Origin of the sequence: Rhizobium sp. NPDC092011, assembly GCF_044756305.1 — a bacterium.
Lineage (GTDB): Bacteria > Pseudomonadota > Alphaproteobacteria > Rhizobiales > Rhizobiaceae > Rhizobium.
Map to the genome: position 1 here is coordinate 314,296 of NZ_JBIVSO010000005.1, position 22,982 is coordinate 337,277.

Annotated in this window: 18 protein-coding genes and 1 riboswitch; of the genes, 10 read left to right on the plus strand and 8 right to left on the minus strand. The window is 57.1% G+C overall.

Annotated features, from left to right (window positions below):
- Positions 1-53: 53 nt before the first annotated feature.
- The 6 genes from ACIQJ2_RS22660 to ACIQJ2_RS22685 form a co-directional block, all read right to left on the minus strand.
- Positions 54-1,904: a potassium/proton antiporter gene (locus tag ACIQJ2_RS22660; RefSeq protein WP_199148291.1), complete on the minus strand. Its 1,851-nt coding sequence runs from the start codon at positions 1,902-1,904 to the stop codon at positions 54-56.
- Positions 1,905-2,220: 316 nt separating this feature from the next.
- A complete protein-coding gene (locus tag ACIQJ2_RS22665) occupies positions 2,221-2,805 on the minus strand; it encodes a putative glycolipid-binding domain-containing protein (protein ID WP_199148292.1) in 585 nt (194 codons plus the stop codon).
- 2 nt (positions 2,806-2,807) lie between these two features.
- Positions 2,808-3,818: a type I glyceraldehyde-3-phosphate dehydrogenase gene (gene gap, locus ACIQJ2_RS22670; RefSeq protein ID WP_400746595.1), complete on the minus strand. Its 1,011-nt coding sequence runs from the start codon at positions 3,816-3,818 to the stop codon at positions 2,808-2,810.
- Positions 3,819-4,823: 1,005 nt separating this feature from the next.
- Positions 4,824-5,828, minus strand: coding sequence for a D-erythronate dehydrogenase (gene denD, locus ACIQJ2_RS22675; protein WP_400671825.1), 1,005 nt, complete (start codon positions 5,826-5,828; stop codon positions 4,824-4,826).
- Between the two features lie 10 nt (positions 5,829-5,838).
- The gene (locus ACIQJ2_RS22680; protein WP_400671822.1) at positions 5,839-6,540 is read right to left on the minus strand and encodes an aspartate/glutamate racemase family protein; all 702 of its coding nucleotides are present in this window, start codon (positions 6,538-6,540) and stop codon (positions 5,839-5,841) included.
- Between the two features lie 161 nt (positions 6,541-6,701).
- A complete protein-coding gene (locus ACIQJ2_RS22685; RefSeq protein ID WP_400671820.1) occupies positions 6,702-7,592 on the minus strand; it encodes a LysR substrate-binding domain-containing protein in 891 nt (296 codons plus the stop codon).
- 205 nt (positions 7,593-7,797) lie between these two features.
- Between ACIQJ2_RS22685 and ACIQJ2_RS22690 the strand changes: the two genes are divergently transcribed.
- The 10 genes from ACIQJ2_RS22690 to ACIQJ2_RS22735 all read left to right on the plus strand — a co-directional run bounded on the left by ACIQJ2_RS22690 (position 7,798) and on the right by ACIQJ2_RS22735 (position 20,406).
- Positions 7,798-9,099 (plus strand): D-serine ammonia-lyase, encoded by a 1,302-nt coding sequence (locus ACIQJ2_RS22690; protein WP_400671817.1) that lies wholly within the window; start codon positions 7,798-7,800, stop codon positions 9,097-9,099.
- Between the two features lie 124 nt (positions 9,100-9,223).
- Positions 9,224-10,771, plus strand: coding sequence for an ABC transporter substrate-binding protein (locus ACIQJ2_RS22695; RefSeq protein ID WP_400671816.1), 1,548 nt, complete (start codon positions 9,224-9,226; stop codon positions 10,769-10,771).
- 33 nt (positions 10,772-10,804) lie between these two features.
- Entirely contained in the window at positions 10,805-11,746 is a 942-nt protein-coding gene (locus ACIQJ2_RS22700) for an ABC transporter permease (RefSeq protein WP_400671814.1), read from the plus strand.
- A 2-nt stretch (positions 11,747-11,748) separates the two neighbouring features.
- Positions 11,749-12,639 carry an ABC transporter permease gene (locus ACIQJ2_RS22705; RefSeq protein ID WP_400671811.1) on the plus strand — a complete coding sequence of 297 codons (891 nt, stop codon included), beginning with the start codon at positions 11,749-11,751 and terminating at the stop codon, positions 12,637-12,639.
- Positions 12,636-13,640, plus strand: a complete 1,005-nt coding sequence (locus ACIQJ2_RS22710) for an ABC transporter ATP-binding protein (RefSeq protein ID WP_400671809.1) — start codon at positions 12,636-12,638, stop codon at positions 13,638-13,640. The genes ACIQJ2_RS22705 and ACIQJ2_RS22710 overlap by 4 nt, the downstream gene beginning before the upstream one ends.
- Before the next feature lie 41 nt (positions 13,641-13,681).
- Positions 13,682-14,686, plus strand: a complete 1,005-nt coding sequence (locus ACIQJ2_RS22715; RefSeq protein ID WP_400746598.1) for an ABC transporter ATP-binding protein — start codon at positions 13,682-13,684, stop codon at positions 14,684-14,686.
- Positions 14,687-14,734: 48 nt separating this feature from the next.
- A complete protein-coding gene (locus ACIQJ2_RS22720) occupies positions 14,735-16,297 on the plus strand; it encodes a D-aminopeptidase (RefSeq protein ID WP_400671804.1) in 1,563 nt (520 codons plus the stop codon).
- Between the two features lie 90 nt (positions 16,298-16,387).
- Positions 16,388-17,575, plus strand: a complete 1,188-nt coding sequence (locus ACIQJ2_RS22725; protein WP_400671801.1) for a glycine C-acetyltransferase — start codon at positions 16,388-16,390, stop codon at positions 17,573-17,575.
- 58 nt (positions 17,576-17,633) lie between these two features.
- Positions 17,634-17,718: riboswitch (glycine riboswitch) on the plus strand.
- A gap of 126 nt (positions 17,719-17,844) precedes the next feature.
- The gene (locus ACIQJ2_RS22730; RefSeq protein ID WP_400671798.1) at positions 17,845-19,086 is read left to right on the plus strand and encodes a D-amino acid dehydrogenase; all 1,242 of its coding nucleotides are present in this window, start codon (positions 17,845-17,847) and stop codon (positions 19,084-19,086) included.
- Positions 19,087-19,404: 318 nt separating this feature from the next.
- On the plus strand, positions 19,405-20,406 hold the full coding sequence (locus ACIQJ2_RS22735) for an IS30 family transposase (protein WP_400671796.1): 1,002 nt from the start codon (positions 19,405-19,407) through the stop codon (positions 20,404-20,406).
- 494 nt (positions 20,407-20,900) lie between these two features.
- Here the strand turns inward: ACIQJ2_RS22735 and acs are convergent, their stop codons facing one another.
- Together acs and ACIQJ2_RS22745 are read right to left on the minus strand one after the other, a co-directional pair.
- The gene (gene acs / locus ACIQJ2_RS22740; RefSeq protein ID WP_400671794.1) at positions 20,901-22,853 is read right to left on the minus strand and encodes an acetate--CoA ligase; all 1,953 of its coding nucleotides are present in this window, start codon (positions 22,851-22,853) and stop codon (positions 20,901-20,903) included.
- A gap of 3 nt (positions 22,854-22,856) precedes the next feature.
- Positions 22,857-22,982 (minus strand): NAD(P)(+) transhydrogenase (Re/Si-specific) subunit beta (locus tag ACIQJ2_RS22745; protein WP_400672192.1); only part of this gene is annotated, 126 nt, incomplete at its 5' end.

Genomic DNA, 22,982 nt, shown 5'->3' on the forward strand with positions numbered 1-22,982 from the left:
GGTGGCGTGAAGCGCGCAGACCATACTACGGATGATCGGAGACGCAAGGACATTCAGCTGTCGTTTTTACCTGCATTTGAATCGTTTGAAATGGCTTCCGCCGGGCGTTCCCGACGCTTTTGCAGATAGGCACGGATGCTCTTAAAAATATCGTGGAAATTGACGAAGATCGGCAGGAGGACAGGCGGTTCGACTGCCTCCAGCGACATGCCGACCGACTGGATGTGGTCGTTCTCGTCGAGATCGCGGACGATGAGGATGATTTCGCCCAGGCGAATACGATCCGCATAATCGGCCTTGCCGCCCAGGCGATGGCGCATCAGTTCGGCGATGGTGAGGCCTTTTTCCTGTTCGCTCAGCAGCCCAGGCCCGTAGGCGGCATCGAGATCTGCGGCGGGCCGCAGCGGCGAAATGGAGAAGGCGCCGAAGAATTCCGCGTCATCCGGATCGACCGGCGCACGGCTGGCGAAGAGGCGGTCGAGCAGACGCGAATAATTGGGCGAAACGAACAGATAGACGACGTCGTTCTCGCGCAGGCGGCCGGCATATTGATAGCGCATGGACTTGCCGTCGCGGACGACGAGCGAGGGCATGGCCCAACGCGGAATGCGCTCGCCGCGCAGCACCGGGCTGTCCTTGACGACGCGGTAGGTGAGCAGCTCGTGATTGACGGTGCCTGGCAGGTCGACCTCCACCTTGTCGATCGCGCCCATGCGCGGCGGCACGATGAGGCCGAGACGTCGCGCCATCGGTTTGATCGTCCATCCCTGTACAAGCAGCGACACCAGCACGACGATGAAGGCAACGTTGAAATAGATGTGGCCGGCCTCAAGGCCGCCGAGGATCGGCATGATGGCGAGCAGGATGGACACGGCGCCGCGCAGACCGACCCAGGCGACGAAGCCGGTCTCGCGCTGTGTGTAGTCGAAAGGCAGCAGGCAGAGCCAGACGGCGATCGGTCGTGCGACGAAGATCAGGAACAGCGCGAGCGCCACGGCGGGAATGGCGATGGCGGGAAACTGCGATGGCGTCGCGAGCAGGCCGAGCACAAGGAACATGATGATCTGCGCAAGCCAGGTCATGCCGTCCTGAAAGCGCTTGATCGAGGCGGAGGCTGGCATCTTGCGATTGCCGGCATAGATGCCGGCGACATAGACGGCCAGGAAGCCGCTGCCGCCGACGGCGCCGGTAAACGAGAAGACGAGAAGCGCTAGCGCCAGCACGAAGATCGGCGTCAGGCCGCGATCGGTTTCCAGGCGGCTGACGATGAGGACGATCATCATACCGCCGATAAGGCCCAGAATGACGCCGAGGCCCATCTGCTGAACGAAGGTCGCCAGCATGGCAAGGTTGATGCCGCCATAGCCTTCGCCGCTGGCCAGAAGCTCGACCAACGCCAACGTCAGGAAAATGGCCATCGGGTCGTTGGTGCCGGATTCGACCTCCAGCGTCGAGCGCACCTTGTCACGGATATTGATGCCGCCGATGCGCAGCAGGAAGAAGACGGCCGCCGCATCGGTGGAGGCGACGATGGAACCGAGCAGCAGGCCCTGGAGCCAGGTGAAACCGAGCAGCCAGGAGGCCGCAAGACCGAACAGAGCCGCCGTTACGAGAACACCGACCGAGGCGATGGTCAGCGCCGGTGCGGCGGCAAGCTTGAAGGCCTGGATCGGCGTGCCGTAGCCGGAATCGAAGAGGATGATCGCGAGTGCCAGCGACCCGAGGATATAAGCGAGATAATTGTTGGAGAATTCGATGCCCAGCCCGTCAGTTCCTGCGGCAAGGCCGATCATCAGGAAAAGCAGCAGCAGGGGTGCACCGAAACGGAATGCGATGAGGCTGGAAAAAGCCGCTATGAGAATCAGCACCGTGCTGATCAGCACGATAATGTAAAATGCCTCCACTCTCTTTTCCCTCTTCCGTGCGCCGCTGCTTGGGCCAAAGCCCGGAATGTCCAAAATCCCTCCGCCACCCATCATGCCGTCGTATCGCGCGGATTGGCAAATACCATATCGCTCGGGGAGGGTTCTCAGTTGAAACCCGCTCCAGCGATTGCAACGTCATGGTGTGATGCGCCTTGCCAGAACGACAAAGCGGCTTGAAATGCCCTGGGAGACTTTCAGCCCGAAATTTATAGGTAAATCTGGACCATAGCAGGGCAGGGGAGGAAAAGTTTCGAAATGTTTTTAAGGCGATGCCGGGATCTGCATCTGTCGCCGATCAAAGCTCGGCGCGCCTGAAATAGATCGGATAGTCGATCACGAGACCGTCCGCGTCGACGGGCAGATCGACGGTAAAGTCCCGATCTTCCGCCGCATAGCGATAAAGCGCTTCCGGTGCGATGCAGGTGTAGTTTTGCCGGTCGCGCACGGGTTCGAAACTGTCGAACGGGATATAGAGCATGGATAGTTTCGCCGTGCCGTCCTGCGGCGCTGGTTCGAGCCGGCGGATCGGCAAGCTGTTGGTGAAGGGCGAACCATAGAGGTCGATATCGATGCAGCCGTCGAATTGCGGCAAGGCACGGCCGCTTTCGGTACGCCAGCGGCCACTGCCATCCGAGGTAAGCGCAATGCGGCGCCCATCCGTGGCTTCGACGGAAAAGGAGAGGACGGCCCAATTGGCTGCGCAATCGATGCGGTAGGAGACGCCATAGGGCGTGCCGCCGCGTGCACCAATAATAATGCCGGCGGCGCGAATGGCCGCACCGCCGGCATTGTCGATTGGGGTAATCGTCAGGTGCTCCAGCCCGTCTCCTTCCAGGGGACGCCAGCGGACTGTCGTCGGAAGGAGCGGGCGGAAGGCCATGATCAGATCAGCTTTGCGAAGGCAACGGCCGTGTCGGACATACGGCTGGAGAAGCCCCATTCGTTGTCGTACCAGGTGAGGATACGCACGAAATTGCCTTCCATGACCTTGGTCTGGTCGGTCGCGAAGATCGACGAGTGGCTGTCATGGTTGAAGTCGCGGGAAACCAGCGGCTCGTCGGTGTAGCCGAGGATGCCCTTCAGCTTGCCGTTCGCTGCAGCCTTGATGGCTTCGTTGATTTCGCCGACCGTCGTTGCCTTCTTGGCCACGAACTTGAAATCGACGACCGAGACGTTTGGCGTGGGAACGCGGATCGACGTTCCGTCGAGCTTGCCCTTGAGGTGCGGCAGGACGAGACCAACAGCCTTTGCGGCACCCGTCGACGTCGGGATCATGGACAGGGCTGCGGCGCGAGCGCGGTACAGGTCCTTGTGCATGGTGTCCAGCGTCGGCTGGTCGCCGGTGTAGGAGTGGATTGTGGTCATGAAGCCGTGATCGATGCCGACGGCGTCGTCGAGAACCTTGACCACCGGCACCAGGCAGTTCGTGGTGCAGGATGCGTTGGAGATCACCAGGTGTTCCTTGGTGAGCTGGTCATGGTTGACGCCGAAAACCACGGTCAGGTCGGCACCGTCGGCAGGAGCCGAAACAATGACGCGCTTGGCGCCGGCCGTCAGGTGAGCGGCAGCCTTGTCGCGGGCGGTGAAGATGCCCGTGCATTCCATGGCGATGTCGACGCCGAGATCGCGGTGCGGCAGGGTTGCCGGGTCCTTGATCGCCGTGACCTTGATCGGCTTGCCGCCGCCGACGATGATCGAGTCGCCTTCGACCTTCACTTCGGCGGGGAACCTGCCGTGGATGGAATCGTAACGCAGCAGGTGAGCATTGGTCTCGACCGGGCCGAGGTCGTTGATGGCGACGACTTCGATGTCGGTACGGCCGGATTCGACGATGGCGCGAAGAACGTTGCGGCCGATACGTCCGAAACCGTTGATGGCAACCTTGACTGTCATGTGCATTCACTCCCTAAAGGTGGCGAAAGTTTCACGGCGTCGCTGGGCGAGCCCGTTTGCTAATGAATTGCAGGAAAACTTTGCGGACGCTCGACGGCATTGCCAACGAGCCTTCTGATCTCCTCCAGCTACCTCATAACTGCGTTCCGGCAGATGGCAAACCATTGAATCGATTATAATAACAATGACATTTCCAGGAAAATCGATTGAATCCAGACTCATGTTTTGGAACGGATTCGAGTCGATTTGCGTAAGCGCCTTAACGAGGGGACAAAACGTCACCGGCGAATTGAGGAGTTAAATTTGATGCTTTGCAGGCCCGTTGAGACGACGTAACTTTGATGCCGCTACTTCGTATGACGCTAATATGGGTTCACCCACGCTAATGGCGTAAGTCTGGCGGACCGGCCTCCACTGGCGAGTGGGCATTTCAAATTCTTCCTTCTGGTGGCTCATCGGAGCGTAAACCCGACACCTCCCCAAGGGATATCATATGCGCCAATAGTTTCTCGTGGAGTCATGCAAATTCTGAACAAGTTCCGCAGAACACCTTTAACGAAGGCTACGCGATCAGGTAACCTTCTAATTGAAGATCAATGAGACGACGAGACTGGGCCGTCCAATCAGGTATTCTGGCCGAAGCTCTTAGAGAAACGCCAGCGGGTCGTTCTCGACGTCTGGATGAGGGCTGTCAATGGCGGAAACCGAGATGCTCATGCACATCACTGAACATGGAATTTTAGATCGCCTGCGTGTTCAGGAGATGTGTCGGCAGCCCAGCCTTGGAGTAACCAACCGCATAGGCGATCTACTCCAGCGAAGTATTGGCGAAATCGTGCCGGGCGAAGAGCGCGGCGGCACGATCGACCATCTCGGCGTCTATCTGGGTCTTGGTCGGTCTGAGCATGAGCGGATTGCGTTGAGGTATCTTCAGATCACCCTATACGCAATCAGGCGGCAATTGTCTGTGCCTCTTCCTGGAAGCAACTGCGTTCGTCCAGATACTCAACTCTGCGACATCGTCCCAGCCCTGTTGTCTCGATAGTCCTCAATATATTGCGAGACTATACTGTCGATCGAGCCATCGGCGCTCAATCCGATACGAGTTGCCTTTTGCAACGAGAACCGTGTCGGCCAGCTGGTAATAATCCTACGAACGAAGGAATCAGGGTGCCAGCTCACAAGTTGTGCTACCGACGCACCAGCTACGCGTCCAAGCGCCTCAACCAGTTCACCTGCCGTACAGCTCAAACCAGACATCATGACGGAGCGGTCGCGACCCCACACGTGATCAGGGCTATTGTGGCCCAGGATCAATCCATCAATTGCTTTTCGAGGTGACAGCAAAAAGCCGCGATCTTCAGGAGCGACAGCACATGCATATGCAACACCATTCAATGGCTCGCGTACGATAGCGCTTGCCCACGACGAGGCCGCTGAATTAGCGCTTCCTGGGCGTACGGCGATGATCGGAAGACGCAAGGAGCGGCCGTTGATAAAACCCTTACGCGTGTAGTCATTCACGAGAAGCTCACCAATCGCCTTTTGAATGCCATAGGAGCTTTCGGGCGTCAGCTGCTGCTCATCCGAGATCAAGTTCGGAAGATCACCGCCATACGCCGCTATCGAACTGGTAAACACGAGCCGAGGACGAATGCCAGTTCGTCTCGCCGCGTCCAGAATATGCATTGTACCGGCTAGATTGGCCTTCATGCCAGCATCGAAATCCTGTTCGGCGCCGCCGCTGACCAGGGATGCAAGGTGGAAAATGCTTTGTGACGGCTCCGAAAACAGCGATCCAACAAACTCGGGATTTGCAAGGTCGCCGGATCGATAGACGATCCTGTTGTCCTCGGGCAATCCAGCAACCTGAGGCAGAATATCGGTCGCAAGGATCTGCGATATTGGTACTGAGTTTCCTTCGGAGCCAACCAGGCTGCCGCGATCCAGGATTTCTTTGATCAATTTTGCGCCAAGAAATCCACAAGCGCCAGTCACCATGATCCGCATCGTCTGTCTCCTAATTTTCAATGAGTGCTAGTTCAACGGTCGCTTCTGCCAATGTGACGCTGGGGTCGATCAGCGGGGCTGCGCTTCCCGACGCTGGATCGACCAGTGCAATTTCAGTGCAGCCGAGAATGACTGTCTGAGCTCCGCGAGCCACCAGGGCGTCGATCAGAGCGAGGATGTCGGTGCGTTGTTCCTCACCCAAGTTGCCGCCGCGGATTCGAGCGAGAACTCGCATCAATCGCTCAAGTTCGTCGGCCTTCTGCAACACGGGCTTTAGGCCGCGACCGGCAAGCTGTTTCTGGTAGAGTTCCGACTGCAGACAGCCATTCGTCGCCAGAAGGCCAACATTCTCGAACCCGGGGAACTCAGACGAGATCTTCACCATGGTTTCGTCGATCATGCTGACGAACGGAATGGCAATCGACCGCCGCAGCTCTGCCTCGTATTGATGCGCCGCATTGCAAACCATGACGATGAAGTCTGCCCCGGCCCCTTCGAGGCGCCTTGCTCCCTCCACAAGCCCGGCCACGGCGCTCGGTCCGGTGTTGAGAACAGAGGCATTGATGTCGGGAACTTTTGGATTGCAATCGACGATCATATGAAGATGATCGCGATCGCTATCAGCCGGGGTGAATTTCAAAATGGAATTCATAAACGTGACTGTCGCCATTGGGCCTAGTCCGCCAATGATGCCAACTGTTTTCTGTGACATGCTTCCTCCGAATGGGAAGTGCCACGCCGGCGCACAGACAGTCTGAGCCCTGCCACGTAGTTCACGACCCCAAGACCGTTGGCAAAGTTGCTAACGTGGGAGGTTCTGCTCGTCCAATTATCTTAGGTGCTAGACAGTATTAGGTCGCCTAATATCAAAAATCATTCATCGTCCATCATTCTGTCGTGAAGCCAGCTCGTAAATTCGCGCACGTGCGCCGGGGGCGTCTCCGTCTGCGTCGAGACAAAGTACTTCATGATGTCGAGTGGCTGGTTTTCTGATAGGGCGACAAGCCGGCCGGCAGCGATATGCGACTTGACCAGCAAGGAGCGTCCCAGCGCGACGCCCTCTCCCTTCATGGCCGATTGATAGGCCAGATGCGCCATGTTGAAGAAGCGGTCCCGTGTTGGCAGATCCCAAAGTTGGCCATACTCGCTCAGCCATAGGGACCACTCGACCGTCTGTTCGGACGTGTTCGCCCAAGGTGTGGCATCGTGAAGAAGAACCAGTTCACCCAGCTGACGTTGCTCTATTGCGGATTTCAGCTCTGGAGACGACACAGGGAAGATCTTCTCAGGATGATCGAAGATGACGTTTGCGCCTGGCATTGGCGAAGGGCCGTAGCGGACAACCACATCGATGTCCTCGGAGATCATTCGCGGGGTGTCCAGTTGCCGCATTTCAACAAAAATCCGAACGTCGATATCCGGACGCTCGCTGGTAAATTCCGCAAGCCGCGTCGTCAGCCAATCGAGTGTCAATGAGGGCGTGCAGTTTATGCTGAGACTTGGGCGGGAGGAGGCCTTGGCAATCTGAACGAGGCAAGTCTCGATAGTGTCAAAGCCCGATCTGCTGGCGCGCAGGAGAAGATTTCCCGTATGCGTCACCTTGAGGCCGCCGCGCTCCCGTTCGAACAGCTTGATGCCAAGACGGGCCTCCAACCGCTGAATGCGTTGAGTCACTGCGCTTTGGGTGATTGCAAGCGCTTCGCCGGCGCGACTGAAATTGCTCGTTTCCGCCGCCACGCGGAACACCCACAAATCTGCAACCAAGCTAGCGTCCAGTTTTCTCATCAAATCCACCAACGAAGGTTGCAGATGCTTCGATGAGCATCACAGTTGCCGCTTCCGCGCCCGGTATTCCAAACATATCTATTAGTCTAGCTAATACCAGAGGAAAGTAATGATAATTCGATCTGCGGCGTCAAAAAGGGGACATTAATTCGCCGACAGATCATTCAGGGAATTACGGTTGAAGATGATGGATGCTTCGCATGTCCCAGACAGGTTCGATCAGCTTCGCACGAGGAAGCCGCTGTTCTGGATTAACGATGCACAAAGGCTGTCAACCGACGATCCGCTGACCGATGCCGTTGCGGCCGCGGAAGAGCGAATGTTGGCGGCACGAGAATTACTGTGCGAGCTCTTTCCGCAGGTGCGCCAAAGCAGTAACCCTCTCCGCTCGCCGTTGATACCGATAACGAAGTTTCCGGAATCCATTGGATGGGCGCCGAATGCAGGTCGCTGGCTGGTGAAGGCGGACCATATGCTGCCGGTCGCTGGTTCGATCAAGGCGCGCGGCGGCTTCCACGAAGTCATCGTCTTTGCAGAGCGGTTGGCGCGAGAAAACGGCATTCTGAACGCGGACAACAGCCTGATCTCGCTGGCGGGACGCGATGCGCGGGGCCTGTTTTCGCAGTATTCTATCGTAACCGGCAGCACTGGCAATCTCGGCCTCAGCATCGGTTTGATGTCCGCGGTACTTGGCTTTAAGGCCGTCGTGCATATGTCGAGTGATGCGAAAGCGTGGAAGAAGGAACGCCTACGGTCGTCCGGCGTTCAGGTGATCGAGCACTCCGGCGACTACGCGCTGGCTGTGGAGAGCGGACGGCAACTGGCAGAGGCAGATCCCTATGCGCATTTCGTGGATGACGAGAGGTCGATGGATCTGTTTGCTGGCTACGCTGCGGCAGCGATTGAACTTCAGAGCCAGCTTTGCGACGAAGGGATCGTCGTCGACGCCGATCATCCGCTCTGTGTTTACATTCCATGCGGCGTAGGGGGCGCTCCGGGCGGTATCACTTATGGGCTGAAACGACTTTTTGGCCCGAACGCCCATTGCTTTTTTGCCGAGCCGGTAGCGTCGCCGTGCATGCTCGTTCAGCTTCTTTCAGGAGATACTGTCACTTCCGTTTACGATGTTGGCCTCGACAACAAAACAGAGGCGGATGGGCTCGCAGTGGCGCAAGCCTCGATGCTTGTGGCGCCGTTGATGCAATCTCGGCTGTCGGGCATCTACACCGTTCACGACGAGCAGCTCTATTGGCTTCTTGCCAAAGCGTCGCAAACAGAAGGGATTGATGTTGAGCCTTCGGCGGCCGCTGCCTTTGCCGGGCCCCTGGCGCTGACGACGAGTGAGGAAGGGCGGTCCTTTCTTCAAGGACGAAGCCTTGCTGATGCAACGCATATTGTATGGACAACCGGCGGCTCGCTCGTACCGGAACAAGAACGTCAAAATTATCTCATGAAGGGTCCGCCCAGGCTCATGCCTTGGGAATGAAGTTACCGCGGAAGACTGGAGTGGGAAACTGATTGCGAGCGAATTGCCCGCAACGCGCAGCCATGAAGCTGTGCATGACGACTAAGCAACTGCACGTAGATGCAAAAGTGAAAAGGGAACGAATATGAAGCACAAAACTTATGGGGCCGCTACGGCCCTGGCCACGATCCTCGCAATCCTGCCGGCCATTAACCCGGCATTTGGTGCCGAGCCGCGACGAGGTGGCACTTTGACGATGGGCCGCCCGGAAGAGCCGCTGAGTTTCGATCCGTTCAAGCCGACGGATAACGGCTCGGTATTCGCGATTGCGCAGGTGTGCGAACCACTGATCCTCGCCGACAAGGACGGGACCGGACTGGAGCCGGGTCTGGCGTCGTCATGGAATATTTCTGCCGATGGTCTCACCTATGTGTTCACGCTGAGAGAAGGCGTGGTGTTCAGTGACGGCAAACCGCTTACGGCCGACGATGTGGTGTTTTCGCTGACGAAGCAGATGGATCCGACGTCTTCCTTCGGCTTTGCGCTCGAGCCGGTAAAATCGATCACCAAGGTCGATGACGCCCATGTCAAAATTGAGCTGAAACAGCCGTACTCGCCGATCCTCTCTGCGCTTTCGCTCTTTGCGACATCCATCGTCGAAAAAGCAGCCTATGAGGCCGGCCCGGAGGCTTTCGCAACGGCACCCGTGTGCACCGGGCCGTTCACCGTTGAGAGCTACCGTCGCGGTAGCGATGTCCAATTGGCAGCCAATCCGCATTATTGGGGTAAGGGCGCCGACGGGAAGCCGTTGCCTTATATCGACAAGGTTGTCATGAAATACATGCCGGACGGCAATTCCCGCGTACTCGGGCTGCAGAAGGGGGATCTTGACGTTGCCGAGCAAATACCGCTCAGCCAGGCATCTGCCGTTAAGGCAACCGATGGGCTGGTGCTGGAAGTTGCGCCTACCTATGCGCTCGACTTTGTCTATCTGAACCATGCCAAAAAGCCGCTTGATGATAAGCGAATTCGTCTGGCCCTCAACTATGCCACCAATCATGATGCGATCATGAAGGCGGTCTATTTTGGCTATGGTGAAATACCCAATTCCTTCACGCCGAAGGTGAACTTTTGGTCGTCAAAGGTCGACCGGATCCCATACGATCTCAAGCAGGCAGAAGATCTCGTCAAGGAAGCAAATTACGACGGCACCCCGATCGAGCTGATCGTCAGCTCGGGTAATTCTGCGGCACGTCAGACCGCGACAATCCTGCAAGCAGCATGGACGAAAATCGGCCTGAAGGTAAACATCGTCCAGTACGAGGGCGCGACCGCCAGTGCAAAGCTGCACAAGGGTGACTATCAGGCACGCGTCGGGCTGATTACCAGCGATATTAACGACAGCGACGAACTGGCAACGATGCAGGCAGACTACCATGGCTCCACCAATGCCTGGTTCTCCTGGTACAAGAATGACGAGGTCGTGAAACTTCTCGATCAGGCACGCGCCGAGCGCGACGATACGAAGCGGGCAGCTCTCTACGCCCAGATCCAGGACGTCGTTTATCATGACGGCTATAATGTACCGCTGAATTTCGTTCCCTTTGTCAACGGCTATAAGGCCAACGTGCAGGATTGGCGGAACATCGCAATCGGCTGGTGGTGGTTGAAGACCGTCTGGCTTGCCAATTGATCTGACGTGGCCACCTGAAACGGAGGGGCGCTCATGATTTACCTGCGCTACATTCTTATCCGTTTGATCGCGGCTTTGCCGGTGCTGATTGCCGTCACGCTCTTCAGTTTCGTCGCGATCAAATTTGTTCCCGGTGACCCGGTTCGCATCATGATGCGCGATCGTGTCACCGACGCACAAGTCGCCGAAATCCATGCCAAGCTTGGATTGGACCGGCCTGTCCTCTCGCAATATGCGAGCTTCGTCGGAAAGGTTGCGGTTGGCGATCTCGGGCAAAGTATCGTTCAGAACCAACCAGTGGCAACACTGGTTGGAGAGAGGATTACCCCGACTCTAATGCTGCTGGCAGTCGGATCGGTCTTTTCAATAATGATCGCGTTTCCTGTGGCAGTACTGGCGGCGGCTAGACCAAATCGACTCTTTGACCAAGTCGTTCGCGCCCTGTGCATGGTCGGTTTCGCCATGCCGCACTTCTGGGTTGGGCTCCTTCTGATGTTGGGTCTGGGCATTAAGCTACAGCTGTTGCCTATATCGGGATTTGGAAATGGTTTTGTTGACCACCTTATCCATATGATCCTCCCGGGGCTGACAATTGCACTCTTCCTTGGACCTGTTCTGATCCGGACCTTGAGGGCGTCTATGCTGGAAGTCATGGCAACCGACCATATCGAGGTCGCCCGAGCGCGCGGGCTGCCGTCCTGGCGCATTTTTGGCAAACATGCGCTGCGCAATGCCCTGATCCCAACGCTGACGGTTCTTGCAGTGAACATAAGCTGGCTCATCAGTGGCGCCGTTGTTATCGAGTCGGTTTTTGCGTTGCCAGGCTTAGGCTCCTTGTTGATTCAGGCCGTGAACTTTCGCGACTATCCTTTGATCCAAGGATTGTGCGTGGTCCTCGCCCTAACCACGATCGCCATCAACCTCATTGCCGACTTGAGCTACGTGCTTGTCGACCGGCGCGTTTTGCGGGATTGAAAATGACTGACATCACGGACGAGATATTGCCGGAACCATCACGCCACGGCGTGGCAAGGCTTGTGTTAAATGAACTGCGCAACTGGCCGGTAACGTTGATAATCGGCGCCGTGCTGATGTCGGTCCTGGTGATTGCTGTCGTGGCAACGCCGTGGATCGCCCCTTACGATCCGGACCTACAGGACTTTGATGCGATCATGACGCCTCCCAGTCTGATGCATCTCTTCGGCACGGATAGTATCGGCAGAGATATTTTCTCACGCGTCCTGTACGGAGCCCGCATCGACCTCATCGCCGGGTTCATCATGACTTACGTGCCGATGGCCTGCGGTGTACTGATCGGTGCCTATGCAGGATATCGCGGCGGCTGGTTTGATTCCCTGGTGTCGATGATCATCAATATTGTCATCGCCTTTCCGTTTCTGGTGGTGATTATCATTATCGTCGCTGTCGTTGGCCCTGGGCTCCAGAATATTTTCATCGCGGTGTTCATCGGCTCATGGACAATGTATGCGCGGCTCGTCCGGGCGGAGATGCTGGTCGAAAGCGGCAAGGATTATGTGCTGGCCGCTCGTGTTCTCGGCTTTCCTCAACGGAGGGTCCTGTTTTCGCACGCCTTGCCGAATACGATAGGTTCTGCCGCGGCATATTCTCTGTCCGACTTCGTCCTCAATATCCTGATGCTTGCAGGGCTGAGCTTCATCGGCTTCGGGGCGCAGCCGCCGATGCCCGAATGGGGATCGATGATCGCGGAAGGCAAAGAGTTCATCCTCGATGCTTGGTGGATCTGTGCGATGCCTGGTCTTGTTATCGTCTACACCGGCGTTGCACTCAGCCTGATCGGTGACGGTCTGGCCCAGCGTCTTGGCGTTCGGAATGGAGCGCATGCATGACGAATATTACTCCTATCGCCAAAGAACCTCTGCTCGAGGTTAGCGGCTTGAACGTTCGCTTCGGCACAAAAAACCGGCAGGTCCTTGCCAACAACGACGTCAACCTCGTCGTCATGCCGGGCGAGACAGTAGGTATCGTGGGAGAGTCCGGAAGCGGCAAGTCCGTGCTCTGTCGCGCGATCCTGCGCCTTTTGAATGCTGACGTGACCGCCCGCCGGCTTTCCTTCGAAGGCAAGGGATTGCTGTCACTGCCGGAGCGCGAAATGCGGCGTCTTCGCGGTGGCGGCATATCGATGATCTTTCAGAGCCCTATGAGCAGCCTTGATCCCGTTTGGACGATCGGCGACCAGCTCATGGAGACATTGCGCCAGCACGATCAAATCGACCGCACGACGGCGCGCCGGCGCGCCATCGAACTTCTTGAGAAGGTCGGAATTCCGGCTGCGGCGAGACGTGTGGATGACTATGCGCATCAATGGTCCGGAGGCATGCTTCAGCGAGCGGTGATCGCGCTTGCCCTTGCTGGACGTCCTCGCCTCATTCTCGCGGACGAACCGACAACCGCCCTCGACGTCACTATACAGGACCAAATTCTCTCCCTGCTTCTTAACCTTCAGGCGGAAATGGGAATGGCCCTGGTACTCGTCTCGCATGATCTTGGCGTCATTGCCGAAACATGCGATCGGGTCGCCGTGATGTATGCGGGACGCATCGTCGAGGAAGCCTCGGTGAAGCGGATTTTTTCCGCACCCGCTCATCCCTATACGCGCGGTCTTTTGAATTCGATGGTCCACATCGATGGCGGCGTCGAGCGGCTGTCGCCGATACCTGGTCAGCCGCCAGATCTGACACGGCTTGGAGATGGCTGCGCATTCGCTCCGCGTTGCGGAAATGTGAGGGACGAATGCCTCAGGCAGTTCGTGCCGCTTTTTGACGTCGCCTCCTGTCAGCAGGCAGCTTGCCTCTTTCCGACCCGAGAGAAGAACGTGGAGATGGAATGATGAGTGACGGTCTCACACGTCGACAGATGAGCCGGATCGAAATGCCGGCGATCACCCCAAATGGCTCCTTGTCCAAAGCAAAGGTTGCTGTCGATCACCTCTCGGTGGTCTTCAATCTGAATCAGACGCTCATGGCTCTTCTAAAGGGAGAACCTAGCAACACGATCCGTGCAGTCGACGCAGTGAGCTTCGAGATTGCGTCTGGTGAAACGCTCGGCCTTGTGGGTGAAAGCGGTAGCGGCAAAAGCACGGTCGGCAGGGCATTGATGGGCCTGAACAAACCGGCCGGGGGTCGCTTGTTTCTGGATGGTGAGGATCTGGCACGCCTCAGTGAGGAGCAGACGCGAGAATTGCCTCGGCGCATGCAAATGGTCTTTCAGGACCCCTACGGCTCGCTCAATCCGCGCCTGAACATCCGTCAAACACTGTCAGAAGTCCTGTCTTTTCACCATGTTGTACCAGCGAGTGAAATCACCGACGAGGTGAAGCGGTTGATGAGCGTCGTCGGGCTTTCCCCCACGCTCGCCGAGCGGCGCCCGCGACAATTGTCCGGCGGACAGAGGCAGCGTGTTGGATTGGCAAGGGCGCTGGCTGTTCGGCCTTCGGTGCTTGTTCTCGACGAGCCGGTCGCGGCGCTTGATGTATCGATCCAGGCGCAGGTTCTCAACCTTTTGGACGATTTGCGCCAGCAACTTGGTCTCACCATGCTTTTTATCGCGCATGAACTCGGGGTCGTCAGGCATGTGTCGGATCGGGTAGCCGTCATGTATCTCGGACGGGTAATGGAAATCGGCAAGACTGACGAAATCTTTGCGAACGCGAAGCATCCTTACACGATCAGTTTGATAAAGGCGATGCCAAGGCTTCTTGCTGAAAAACGCAATAGACCGCCGATTCTTCAGGGAGAGGTTCCAAGCGCGCTCGCTCTGCCATCAGGATGCAGGTTCCGTACGCGGTGTCCAATGGCTCAGCCCATTTGCACGACCGAGCCACCGGTTGAAAAGCTCAGCGACACGCATTTTGCCAGCTGTCATTTCGTCAGCTGATTCCCTGCGAAAAATACTTTCCTTCAAATCCTTTCGATGGAGACGTCAATGTTCCAAACCGGAAACGCCCTGCTAGACGAAGTGCTCGAATCCCTGCCCGCCATTTATCGCGGCCCCGGCGGCGCAGTCGCAGTACTTCAGGATGGCAAGGCGATTGCCCGTCACGCTTGGGGCTACGCAGATCTAGAGCGCCACATTCCCATGACTGCAGCGACGTTGATGCCAATGTGCTCGATCAGCAAAGAGTTTACTTGCGGTGCAATCCTGGCTGCCATTGGCGACCCCTCCAAGCTTCAGCCAGTGTTGGAGCGTCATCTTCCATCGATGGGAGGACAGCGGCCAACCGTCGCCGATCTTTGCAACAATCAGTCGGGCTTGCGCGACTATTGGGCATTGACCGTCCTCTGTGGTGCCGTGCCGGAAGGCGAGTTCACCCCGGAAGACGCTAGAACCCTTCTGTCACGGACCACCTCGACGCATTTTGATCCGGGATCGCAATATTCTTATGCAAACGGCAATTTCCGCTTACTCGCCAATATAGTTGCTGAATACACCGGCCGGTCGCTCGGAGACCTAGTCGCCGAGAGCATCTTCGGACCTGCAGGCATGAAGACCGCCCAATGGTGCACTGAATCCAGACGTTTTCCCGGCGATGCCGTCGGCTATGAAGGCAGCATGGCGACCGGCTTCGTCCCGGCTGTCAATCGGATCTCGCTTGCGGGCGATTCCGGCGTCAACGCATGCCTCGACGATATGATTGCATGGGAACACTTTATCGATGAGACACGCCATGATCCCGATAGCATTTACCATAGAATCTCGGCACCGACATTCTACATCGATGGCGCGCCTGCCTGTTACGGCTTCGGACTGAAGAAAAATAGAATTCACGGCATTGAAGTTTCCGGGCATGGTGGCGCGTTGCGCGGTTGGAGTTTGCAACGGCGCTACGCTGCGTCCAAGCGAATCTCAGTCGTTGTGATGTTCAATCACCAGGCCAATTCCAACGAGGCGGCAAACCGCATTATCGAAGCGGCGTTGGGTTTCTTGCCCAAACCGAGCCCGGAACGGCAGGTCGATCCTGTATGGTACGGCAACTACCTAGATTGGGAAACAAAACTGTCGTTAAGCCTCAGCGCCTTTGGGAATGGGCGGATGAAGGCACGTTTCGCCACGCTGCCGGACATCATGGAAGTTGAAGCGGACGGCATTGCGCGCTCTGGAGCGATGACGCTCGAACGCAAATCTGGTGGCGTGATCAGGCTCGCGCGGACAGACGAGAACCTGTTCATCGAGCTTGAGAAGATCGACGGCGACGCCCGGAAGGATATAGAAGGGCGATTTCACTCTACGGAACTAGGCTCCGACCTCGTGTGTGCGTCGTCCGGTGGCGAGATTTATGTAGCCTTCGAGGGCTTCCTCGGCAAAGGCGCCATGCAGCCGATCTATGCCATTGGCCCGGATGTCTGGCTGATGCCTAACGAACGAGCGATGGATTCCAATCCGCCCGGGGATTGGACACTCGTCTTCGAACGCGATGATGCGGGCAATGTCAATCGCCTAACGGTTGGTTGCTGGCTCGCCCGCAAGGTCGTCTTCGAGCGGCAATAACAGAGAGCCGCGTGTACATCTGTGGGCTAATCTTCGCCGACTTGGCCTGCAGGTTTGGCTACCGACCAAAATGTTTACTTGGAAGCGAAAATGTCCTCTGCTTTTCTTTCACATCTCACCACCGAACTCGCGTCCCTGAAGGATGCCGGCCTCTATAAATCCGAGCGCGTCATCACGTCGAAGCAGGCCGGCGAAATCGCCGTTGCCTCCGGCGAGCGCGTACTGAACTTCTGTGCCAACAACTATCTCGGCCTTGCCGATAACGAGGAACTGGCGGACGCGGGCAAGAAGGCGCTCGATCGCTACGGCTATGGCATGGCCTCGGTACGTTTCATCTGCGGCACGCAGGAAGAGCACAAGCAGCTCGAAGCGCGCATCTCCTCCTTCCTCGGCATGGAGGACACGATCCTCTATTCCTCCTGTTTCGATGCCAATGGCGGCCTGTTCGAGACGCTGCTCGGCGAAGAGGATGCAATCATTTCCGATGCGCTGAACCATGCCTCGATCATCGACGGTGTGCGCCTCTCCAAGGCGAAGCGCTTCCGCTACGCCAATAATGACATGGCAGCACTCGAAGAAGAGTTGAAGAAGGCCGAGGGCAGCCGCTTCAAGCTGATCGCGACGGACGGCGTGTTCTCGATGGATGGCATCATCGCCAACCTTCAGGGCGTTTGCGATCTCGCCGAAAAATACGGCGCGATGGTCATGGTGGATGACAGCCACGCGGTCGGCTTCGTCGGCAAGCATGGCCGCGGCTCGCCGGAATATTGCGGCGTCGAAGGCCGAGTCGATATCATCACCGGTACGCTCGGCAAGGCGCTCGGTGGCGCATCCGGCGGATATACGTCCGGCAAGGCCGAGATCGTCGAATGGCTGCGGCAGCGCTCGCGCCCCTATCTCTTCTCCAACACGCTGGCGCCTGTCATCGCCGCTGCCTCGCTGAAGGTGTTCGATCTGATCGAGAACGGCGATGCGCTGCGCGAGCGGCTGACGGCCAATGCCACGCTTTTCCGCTCGGAAATGACCAAGCTCGGCTTCACGCTTGCCGGCGAGGGGCATGCGATCATCCCGGTCATGCTCGGCGACGCGAAGCTCGCGCAAGACATGGCAGCGTCGATGTTGAAGAAGGGCGTCTACGTGATCGGCTTCTCCTTCCCGGTCGTGCCGAAGGGACAGGCGCGTATCCGCACGCAGATGTCGGCGGCGCATTCGACGGCGGATGTCGAGCGGGCGATTGCGGCCTTTGCCGAAGCCGGCCGCGAACTCGGGGTTATTTGATCACCACCGGTTCTGATCGCGGCTCTGCTGCTGCGCGAACGAAGGTTGCAAAGTTCCTACAAGCTGTTCGGAAGAGATCTGCAAAGGCGCCGACGGAGCAATTCCCCCCGGAAACTCTCAGGCAAAAGGACCGTACAGCCGGAAAATCTGGAGAGTGGCACTTGTGCCCACCGAAGGGGATACCGCGCTTGCGGGAAGCTCTCAGGTACCAAGGACAGAGGGGGTGAAGAAGGCCCAGAGCCTAAGACAACTGTCCGTGGAGACAAACTATGAAACACGTAGCCATCGTCGGGGCCGGCATCACCGGCATTACCACTGCCTACACTCTCTTGAAACGCGGATATCGCGTAACGGTTTTCGATCGTCATGCCTATCCAGCAATGGAGACATCCTTTGCCAACGGCGGCCAGCTTTCCGCAAGCAATGCCGAAGTCTGGAATCATTGGTCGACACTTTGGAAGGGCATGAAATGGATGCTGCGGAACGACGCACCACTCCTTCTCAGCCTCAGACCTTCATGGTCTAAATACAGCTGGCTCGCCGAGTTTGTCGCCGCAATTCCGAACTACCGGCTAAATACGATCGACACTGCGCGTCTCGCCATCCAGGCCCGTCATCACATGCTCGATATTGCGCAGCGCGAAGGCATCGATTTTGATTATGAAAATCGCGGAATCCTGCATTTTTACAATGACGAGAAAAGTTTTCGGCATGCGATGGCAGTGAACGAACTTCTTGTCGAAGCGGGTCTCGATCGGCGGCCGGTAACGCCCTTAGAAATTCGGTCGATCGAGCCGTCATTGCAGGGGGCGTTCTACGGTGGTTTCTTTACGCCATCTGATTCTACGGGAGATATACATAAGTTCACACGTGGACTCGCTAGGGCCTGCGAAAATATGGGCGCGATATTCAGACTTGGTACAAACGTCGTCGGTTTTAGGCCAGAAGGCAACGGTGCGGCTGTCGAATGGCATCCGGCAAGTGCCGACCACGGCATCCAAGAGAGCATTTCCGGTTTTGATGCGGTCGTGATCTGCGCAGGCGTCGCAAGCCGGAGGTTCGCATCGATGTTGGGTGATCGCGTCAATGTCTATCCTGTGAAAGGCTATTCGATCACGATCAACTTGAACGACAACGACGGCTCGCAGGACGCTGCACCTTGGGTTAGCCTTTTGGACGACGCAGCGAAAATTGTCACTAGCCGTTTGGGCAAGGATCGTTTCCGGATCGCGGGCACGGCTGAAATCAATGGCACAAACTTAGACATTCGCGCCGACCGGATCGCGCCTTTGGTCAAATGGGCGCGCAAGCATTTTCCTGCCATGAACACCGATCGCGTTATTCCCTGGAGCGGATTGCGGCCGATGATGCCAAATATGCTTCCACGCGTTGGAGTGGGGCGCCGCCCATATGTATTCTACAACACTGGACATGGACATTTGGGTTGGACTTTGTCTTGCGCTACCGCCGAGATAGTCGGAGCGACTATCCACGACAAGCTCCGTGGCTAAGAGCTTTTCGACGTGAGCATCCAAGTCTAAACCTATGAACTCGCGACCGATGCGGGGGGATGCCAGATGTAGGATAATAGTGGTCGTCGGATAACGCTTCCGACGACCAAATCAGTAAAGCACTGAAGGTACATCGTAGATAGCCGCCAACAGGACAAAGCGGAGCCGCCAGCAGCTGGACCAGACGCACGAGGACAATAGCGAGGTCGGCAAAGTTCCATAAGCTATCTTATGCGATATGTTATATCGTAACGGTACATTCCATTTCCAAGTGCGACATGCCAATGATTTCAATGGTTTCGCTTTGGAGATTTTGCCATGTCTCGCTGCTATAAGCAATTGACCCTCGCCGATCGGCGCCGCCTTCATCATCTTGTCGAGCGCAAGGTTTCGATCAATGAGATGGCGCGCCAGCTCGGCCGCCACCGCTCGACCATCTACCGTGAGATCCGTCGCAATACCTTTCGGGATCACGAGCTTCCTGAATACAGCGGTTACTTCTCGACAGTTGCTGATGACATCGCCAAAGAGCAGCGTCGACGCTTGAGAAAGCTCCGTCGCCATCCGCATTTGCGTCGCATGGTGATTGAGAAACTGCAGGCCTATTGGTCACCGGAGCAGATTGCCGGCCGTCTGCTGGCCGACAGCGTCAGCCTGGTTCGCATCTGCGCCGAGACCATCTACCGCTTCATCTACAGCAAGGAAGATTACGGGCTTGGCCTCTATCGATATCTGCCCGAGGCGCGCCGCAAACGCCGCCCGCGTGGATCGAGGAAGCCGCGAAACAGCGTGTTTCCAGCCAGTCACCGAATATCGCAACGGCCTGATTTTATTGATGATCGGACGCAGTTTGGTCACTGGGAGGGCGACCTCCTGATCTTCGAACGCGAACTCGGACATGCCAACCTCACCTCACTGGTCGAGCGCAAGAGCCGCTACACCGTCATGCTCAAGAACGCCAGCCGCCACTCGCGCCCGATCATGGACAAGATCATCGAAACATTCTCTCCTTTGCCGGCCTTCGCACGTCAGAGCTTCACCTTTGATCGCGGCACGGAGTTTGCCGGCTTCAGGGCTTTGGAAGATGGCATAGGTGCGCGCAGCTGGTTCTGCGATCCCAGTGCACCCTGGCAGAAAGGTGCGGTCGAAAACGCCAACAAACGCATCCGCCGCTTCATGCCAGGCGACACTGACCTGGCCGAGGTGCCGCAATCGGCCCTGGTTCAACTCGCTCACCATCTGAACAACCTACCGAGAAAATGCCTGGGCTATAAGACACCAACCGAAGTGTTCATGGCACATTTGCAAGCGGGTAGCTGATCCCCTCCCCTCAAAACTGGCCATGATGCACTTGGAGCAGATTCTCCAAACATTAAGTACTCTCCGTCGTGGGAATGCGGAACTACTTTGTTGGAAATTTGAGGGATTTCATTCCAAGCATGCATGATCCCGAAGGCCATGTCGCCCCTTAACGCCAACGTCTCAGCCAACAGAGCGCGTGACGGCTTTTGAGGGAATAATGTCGTTCGGCTCGCAACGAAATGGATGTAGTCGATAAAGGCCTTGAGTTCGACGAAGCCACCAAAGTGATTTGATCATGGGACGCGCGCGTTGACCAACCGCCCTTGCCGACACCTGTCAACATACTGAAGAACAGGAAAACCGGTTCCTGTCTCGCTCGGCGAACTGGAGACAGGACCCATCTTTTGCAAATCGCAAGCAGAAAACGTGACGGCACGCTGGTAGATCAACGGGTGGGTTGAGCGCTGGTGACTTGGCTTCGGAGAAACAACCCAATCACCCCTCCTCCGTCATCAGCCCATCCGGTTCTGCCGGTTGGCGATCAGGTCATCGACGACGGCCGGATCGGCGAGCGTCGAGGTGTCGCCGAGCGAACCGAAGTCGTCCTCGGCAATCTTGCGCAGGATGCGACGCATGATCTTGCCGGACCGGGTCTTTGGCAGGCCAGGCGCAAACTGGATTTTGTCCGGTGCAGCGATCGGGCCGATTTCAGCGCGCACATGTTTGACCAGTTGCTGACGAAGTTCGTCCGAGCCTTCATTGCCCGCCATCAAGGTGACATAGCAATAGATACCCTGACCCTTGATCGGATGCGGATAGCCGACGACAGCAGCTTCCGAGACAAGATTATGGGAGACGAGCGCCGATTCGACTTCAGCCGTACCGAGGCGATGGCCGGAAACGTTCAGAACGTCATCGACGCGGCCGGTGATCCAGTAATAACCGTCCTCGTCGCGACGACAGCCGTCACCTGTGAAATACTTGCCCTTGTAGGTGGAGAAATAGGTCTGGATGAAACGCTCATGGTCGCCGTAGACCGTCCGCATCTGCCCGGGCCAGCTATCGGTGATGCAGAGATTGCCGTCCGCTGCACCTTCCAGCACCTTGCCTTCGTTATCGACGAGCTGCGGTTTGACCCCGAAGAAGGGCTTCGTAGCCGACCCGGGCTTGATATCGGTCGCGCCCGGCAGCGGCGTGATCATGTGGCCACCGGTTTCCGTCTGCCACCATGTATCGATAACAGGGCAGCGCTTGTCGCCAACGACATTGTAGTACCATTCCCACGCCTCGGGATTGATCGGCTCACCGACGGTGCCGAGCAGACGCAGGCTTTCGCGCGATGAGCGCGTCACGAAATGATCGCCGGCGCCCATCAAGGAACGGATCGCCGTTGGCGCCGTGTAGAAGATATTGACCTTGTGCTTGTCGATGATTTCCCAGAAGCGGCCCTCATCCGGAAAATTCGGCACGCCTTCGAACATCAGTGTGGTGGCACAATTCGCCAGCGGCCCATAGACGATATAGGAGTGACCGGTGACCCAGCCGACATCGGCCGTGCACCAGTAGATATCGCCGGGGTGATAGTCGAAGACATATTCATGCGTCATCGATGCATAGACGAGATAACCGCCTGTCGTGTGCAACACGCCCTTCGGCTTGCCCGTCGAGCCCGACGTGTAAAGAATGAAAAGCGGATCCTCCGCCTTCATTTTCACCGGCGGGCACTCGGCCTTCACCGTAGCAGTTTCCTGGTGATACCAGAGGTCGCGGGCGGGCGCCCAGCCTGTCTTGCCACCGGTACGGCGAACGACGAGCACCTTGTCGACGATGACATGCTGACGGGCAGCAATGTGAATTGCGGTATCGGTATTGTCCTTCAGCGGAACCGGCTTGCCGCCACGAATGCCTTCATCGCAGGTGATGACAAAGGTGGATTCGCAATCGACGATGCGGCCGGCGAGCGCTTCCGGCGAAAAGCCGCCAAAGACCACGGAATGTACCGCGCCGATGCGCGTACAGGCGAGCATCGCGTAGGCCGCTTCCGGAATCATCGGCATGTAGATGGTGACGCGGTCGCCCTTCTTGACGCCATGCTTTTTCAGCACGTTCGCCAGGCGGCAGACATGCTCGTATAGCTCGTTATAGGTGATCTTCTTGTCGACGTAGGGATTGTCGCCTTCGAAGATGATGGCAGTCTGGTTGCCGTTTGTCTTCAGGTGACGGTCGATACAGTTGTAGGAGACATTGGTCTGGCCGTCCTCGAACCACTTGATCGAGACCTTACCCGTAAAGGACGTATTCTTGACCTTGGTGTAGAGCTTGAACCAGTCGATGCGCTTACCGTGTTTGCCCCAGAACTTGTCCGGGCTTTCAATGCTTTCCTCGTACCACTTTTCGTACTTGGCCTGATCGATCAGCGCGCGCTGCCTGGTCGCTTTCGAAACGGGGTAATGATTGGGCGTCATCAATCAGGCCGCCATCTTTGACGGAAGAAGCTGAAGCAATCGATCGATGCTATTTTTAGCGTCGCCGTAGAACATGCGTGTGTTGTCCTTGAAGAAGAGGGGGTTTTCGATGCCGGAATAACCGGTTCC

Excerpts from the sequence above, each read along its gene's own strand:
- ACIQJ2_RS22665 (WP_199148292.1), bottom strand. The coding sequence starts at position 2,805 with ATGGCCTTCCGCCCGCTCCTTCCGACGACAGTCCGCTGGCGTCCCCTG.
- ACIQJ2_RS22705 (WP_400671811.1), top strand. The coding sequence starts at position 11,749 with ATGACTGACATCACGGACGAGATATTGCCGGAACCATCACGCCACGGC.
- denD (WP_400671825.1), bottom strand. The coding sequence starts at position 5,828 with ATGCGGATCATGGTGACTGGCGCTTGTGGATTTCTTGGCGCAAAATTG.
- ACIQJ2_RS22700 (WP_400671814.1), top strand. The coding sequence starts at position 10,805 with ATGATTTACCTGCGCTACATTCTTATCCGTTTGATCGCGGCTTTGCCG.
- ACIQJ2_RS22730 (WP_400671798.1), top strand. The coding sequence starts at position 17,845 with ATGAAACACGTAGCCATCGTCGGGGCCGGCATCACCGGCATTACCACT.
- ACIQJ2_RS22710 (WP_400671809.1), top strand. The coding sequence starts at position 12,636 with ATGACGAATATTACTCCTATCGCCAAAGAACCTCTGCTCGAGGTTAGC.
- ACIQJ2_RS22735 (WP_400671796.1), top strand. The coding sequence starts at position 19,405 with ATGTCTCGCTGCTATAAGCAATTGACCCTCGCCGATCGGCGCCGCCTT.
- gap (WP_400746595.1), bottom strand. The coding sequence starts at position 3,818 with ATGACAGTCAAGGTTGCCATCAACGGTTTCGGACGTATCGGCCGCAAC.
- ACIQJ2_RS22720 (WP_400671804.1), top strand. The coding sequence starts at position 14,735 with ATGTTCCAAACCGGAAACGCCCTGCTAGACGAAGTGCTCGAATCCCTG.
- ACIQJ2_RS22690 (WP_400671817.1), top strand. The coding sequence starts at position 7,798 with ATGATGGATGCTTCGCATGTCCCAGACAGGTTCGATCAGCTTCGCACG.
- ACIQJ2_RS22695 (WP_400671816.1), top strand. The coding sequence starts at position 9,224 with ATGAAGCACAAAACTTATGGGGCCGCTACGGCCCTGGCCACGATCCTC.
- ACIQJ2_RS22680 (WP_400671822.1), bottom strand. The coding sequence starts at position 6,540 with ATGTCACAGAAAACAGTTGGCATCATTGGCGGACTAGGCCCAATGGCG.
- ACIQJ2_RS22725 (WP_400671801.1), top strand. The coding sequence starts at position 16,388 with ATGTCCTCTGCTTTTCTTTCACATCTCACCACCGAACTCGCGTCCCTG.
- ACIQJ2_RS22715 (WP_400746598.1), top strand. The coding sequence starts at position 13,682 with ATGCCGGCGATCACCCCAAATGGCTCCTTGTCCAAAGCAAAGGTTGCT.
- acs (WP_400671794.1), bottom strand. The coding sequence starts at position 22,853 with ATGACGCCCAATCATTACCCCGTTTCGAAAGCGACCAGGCAGCGCGCG.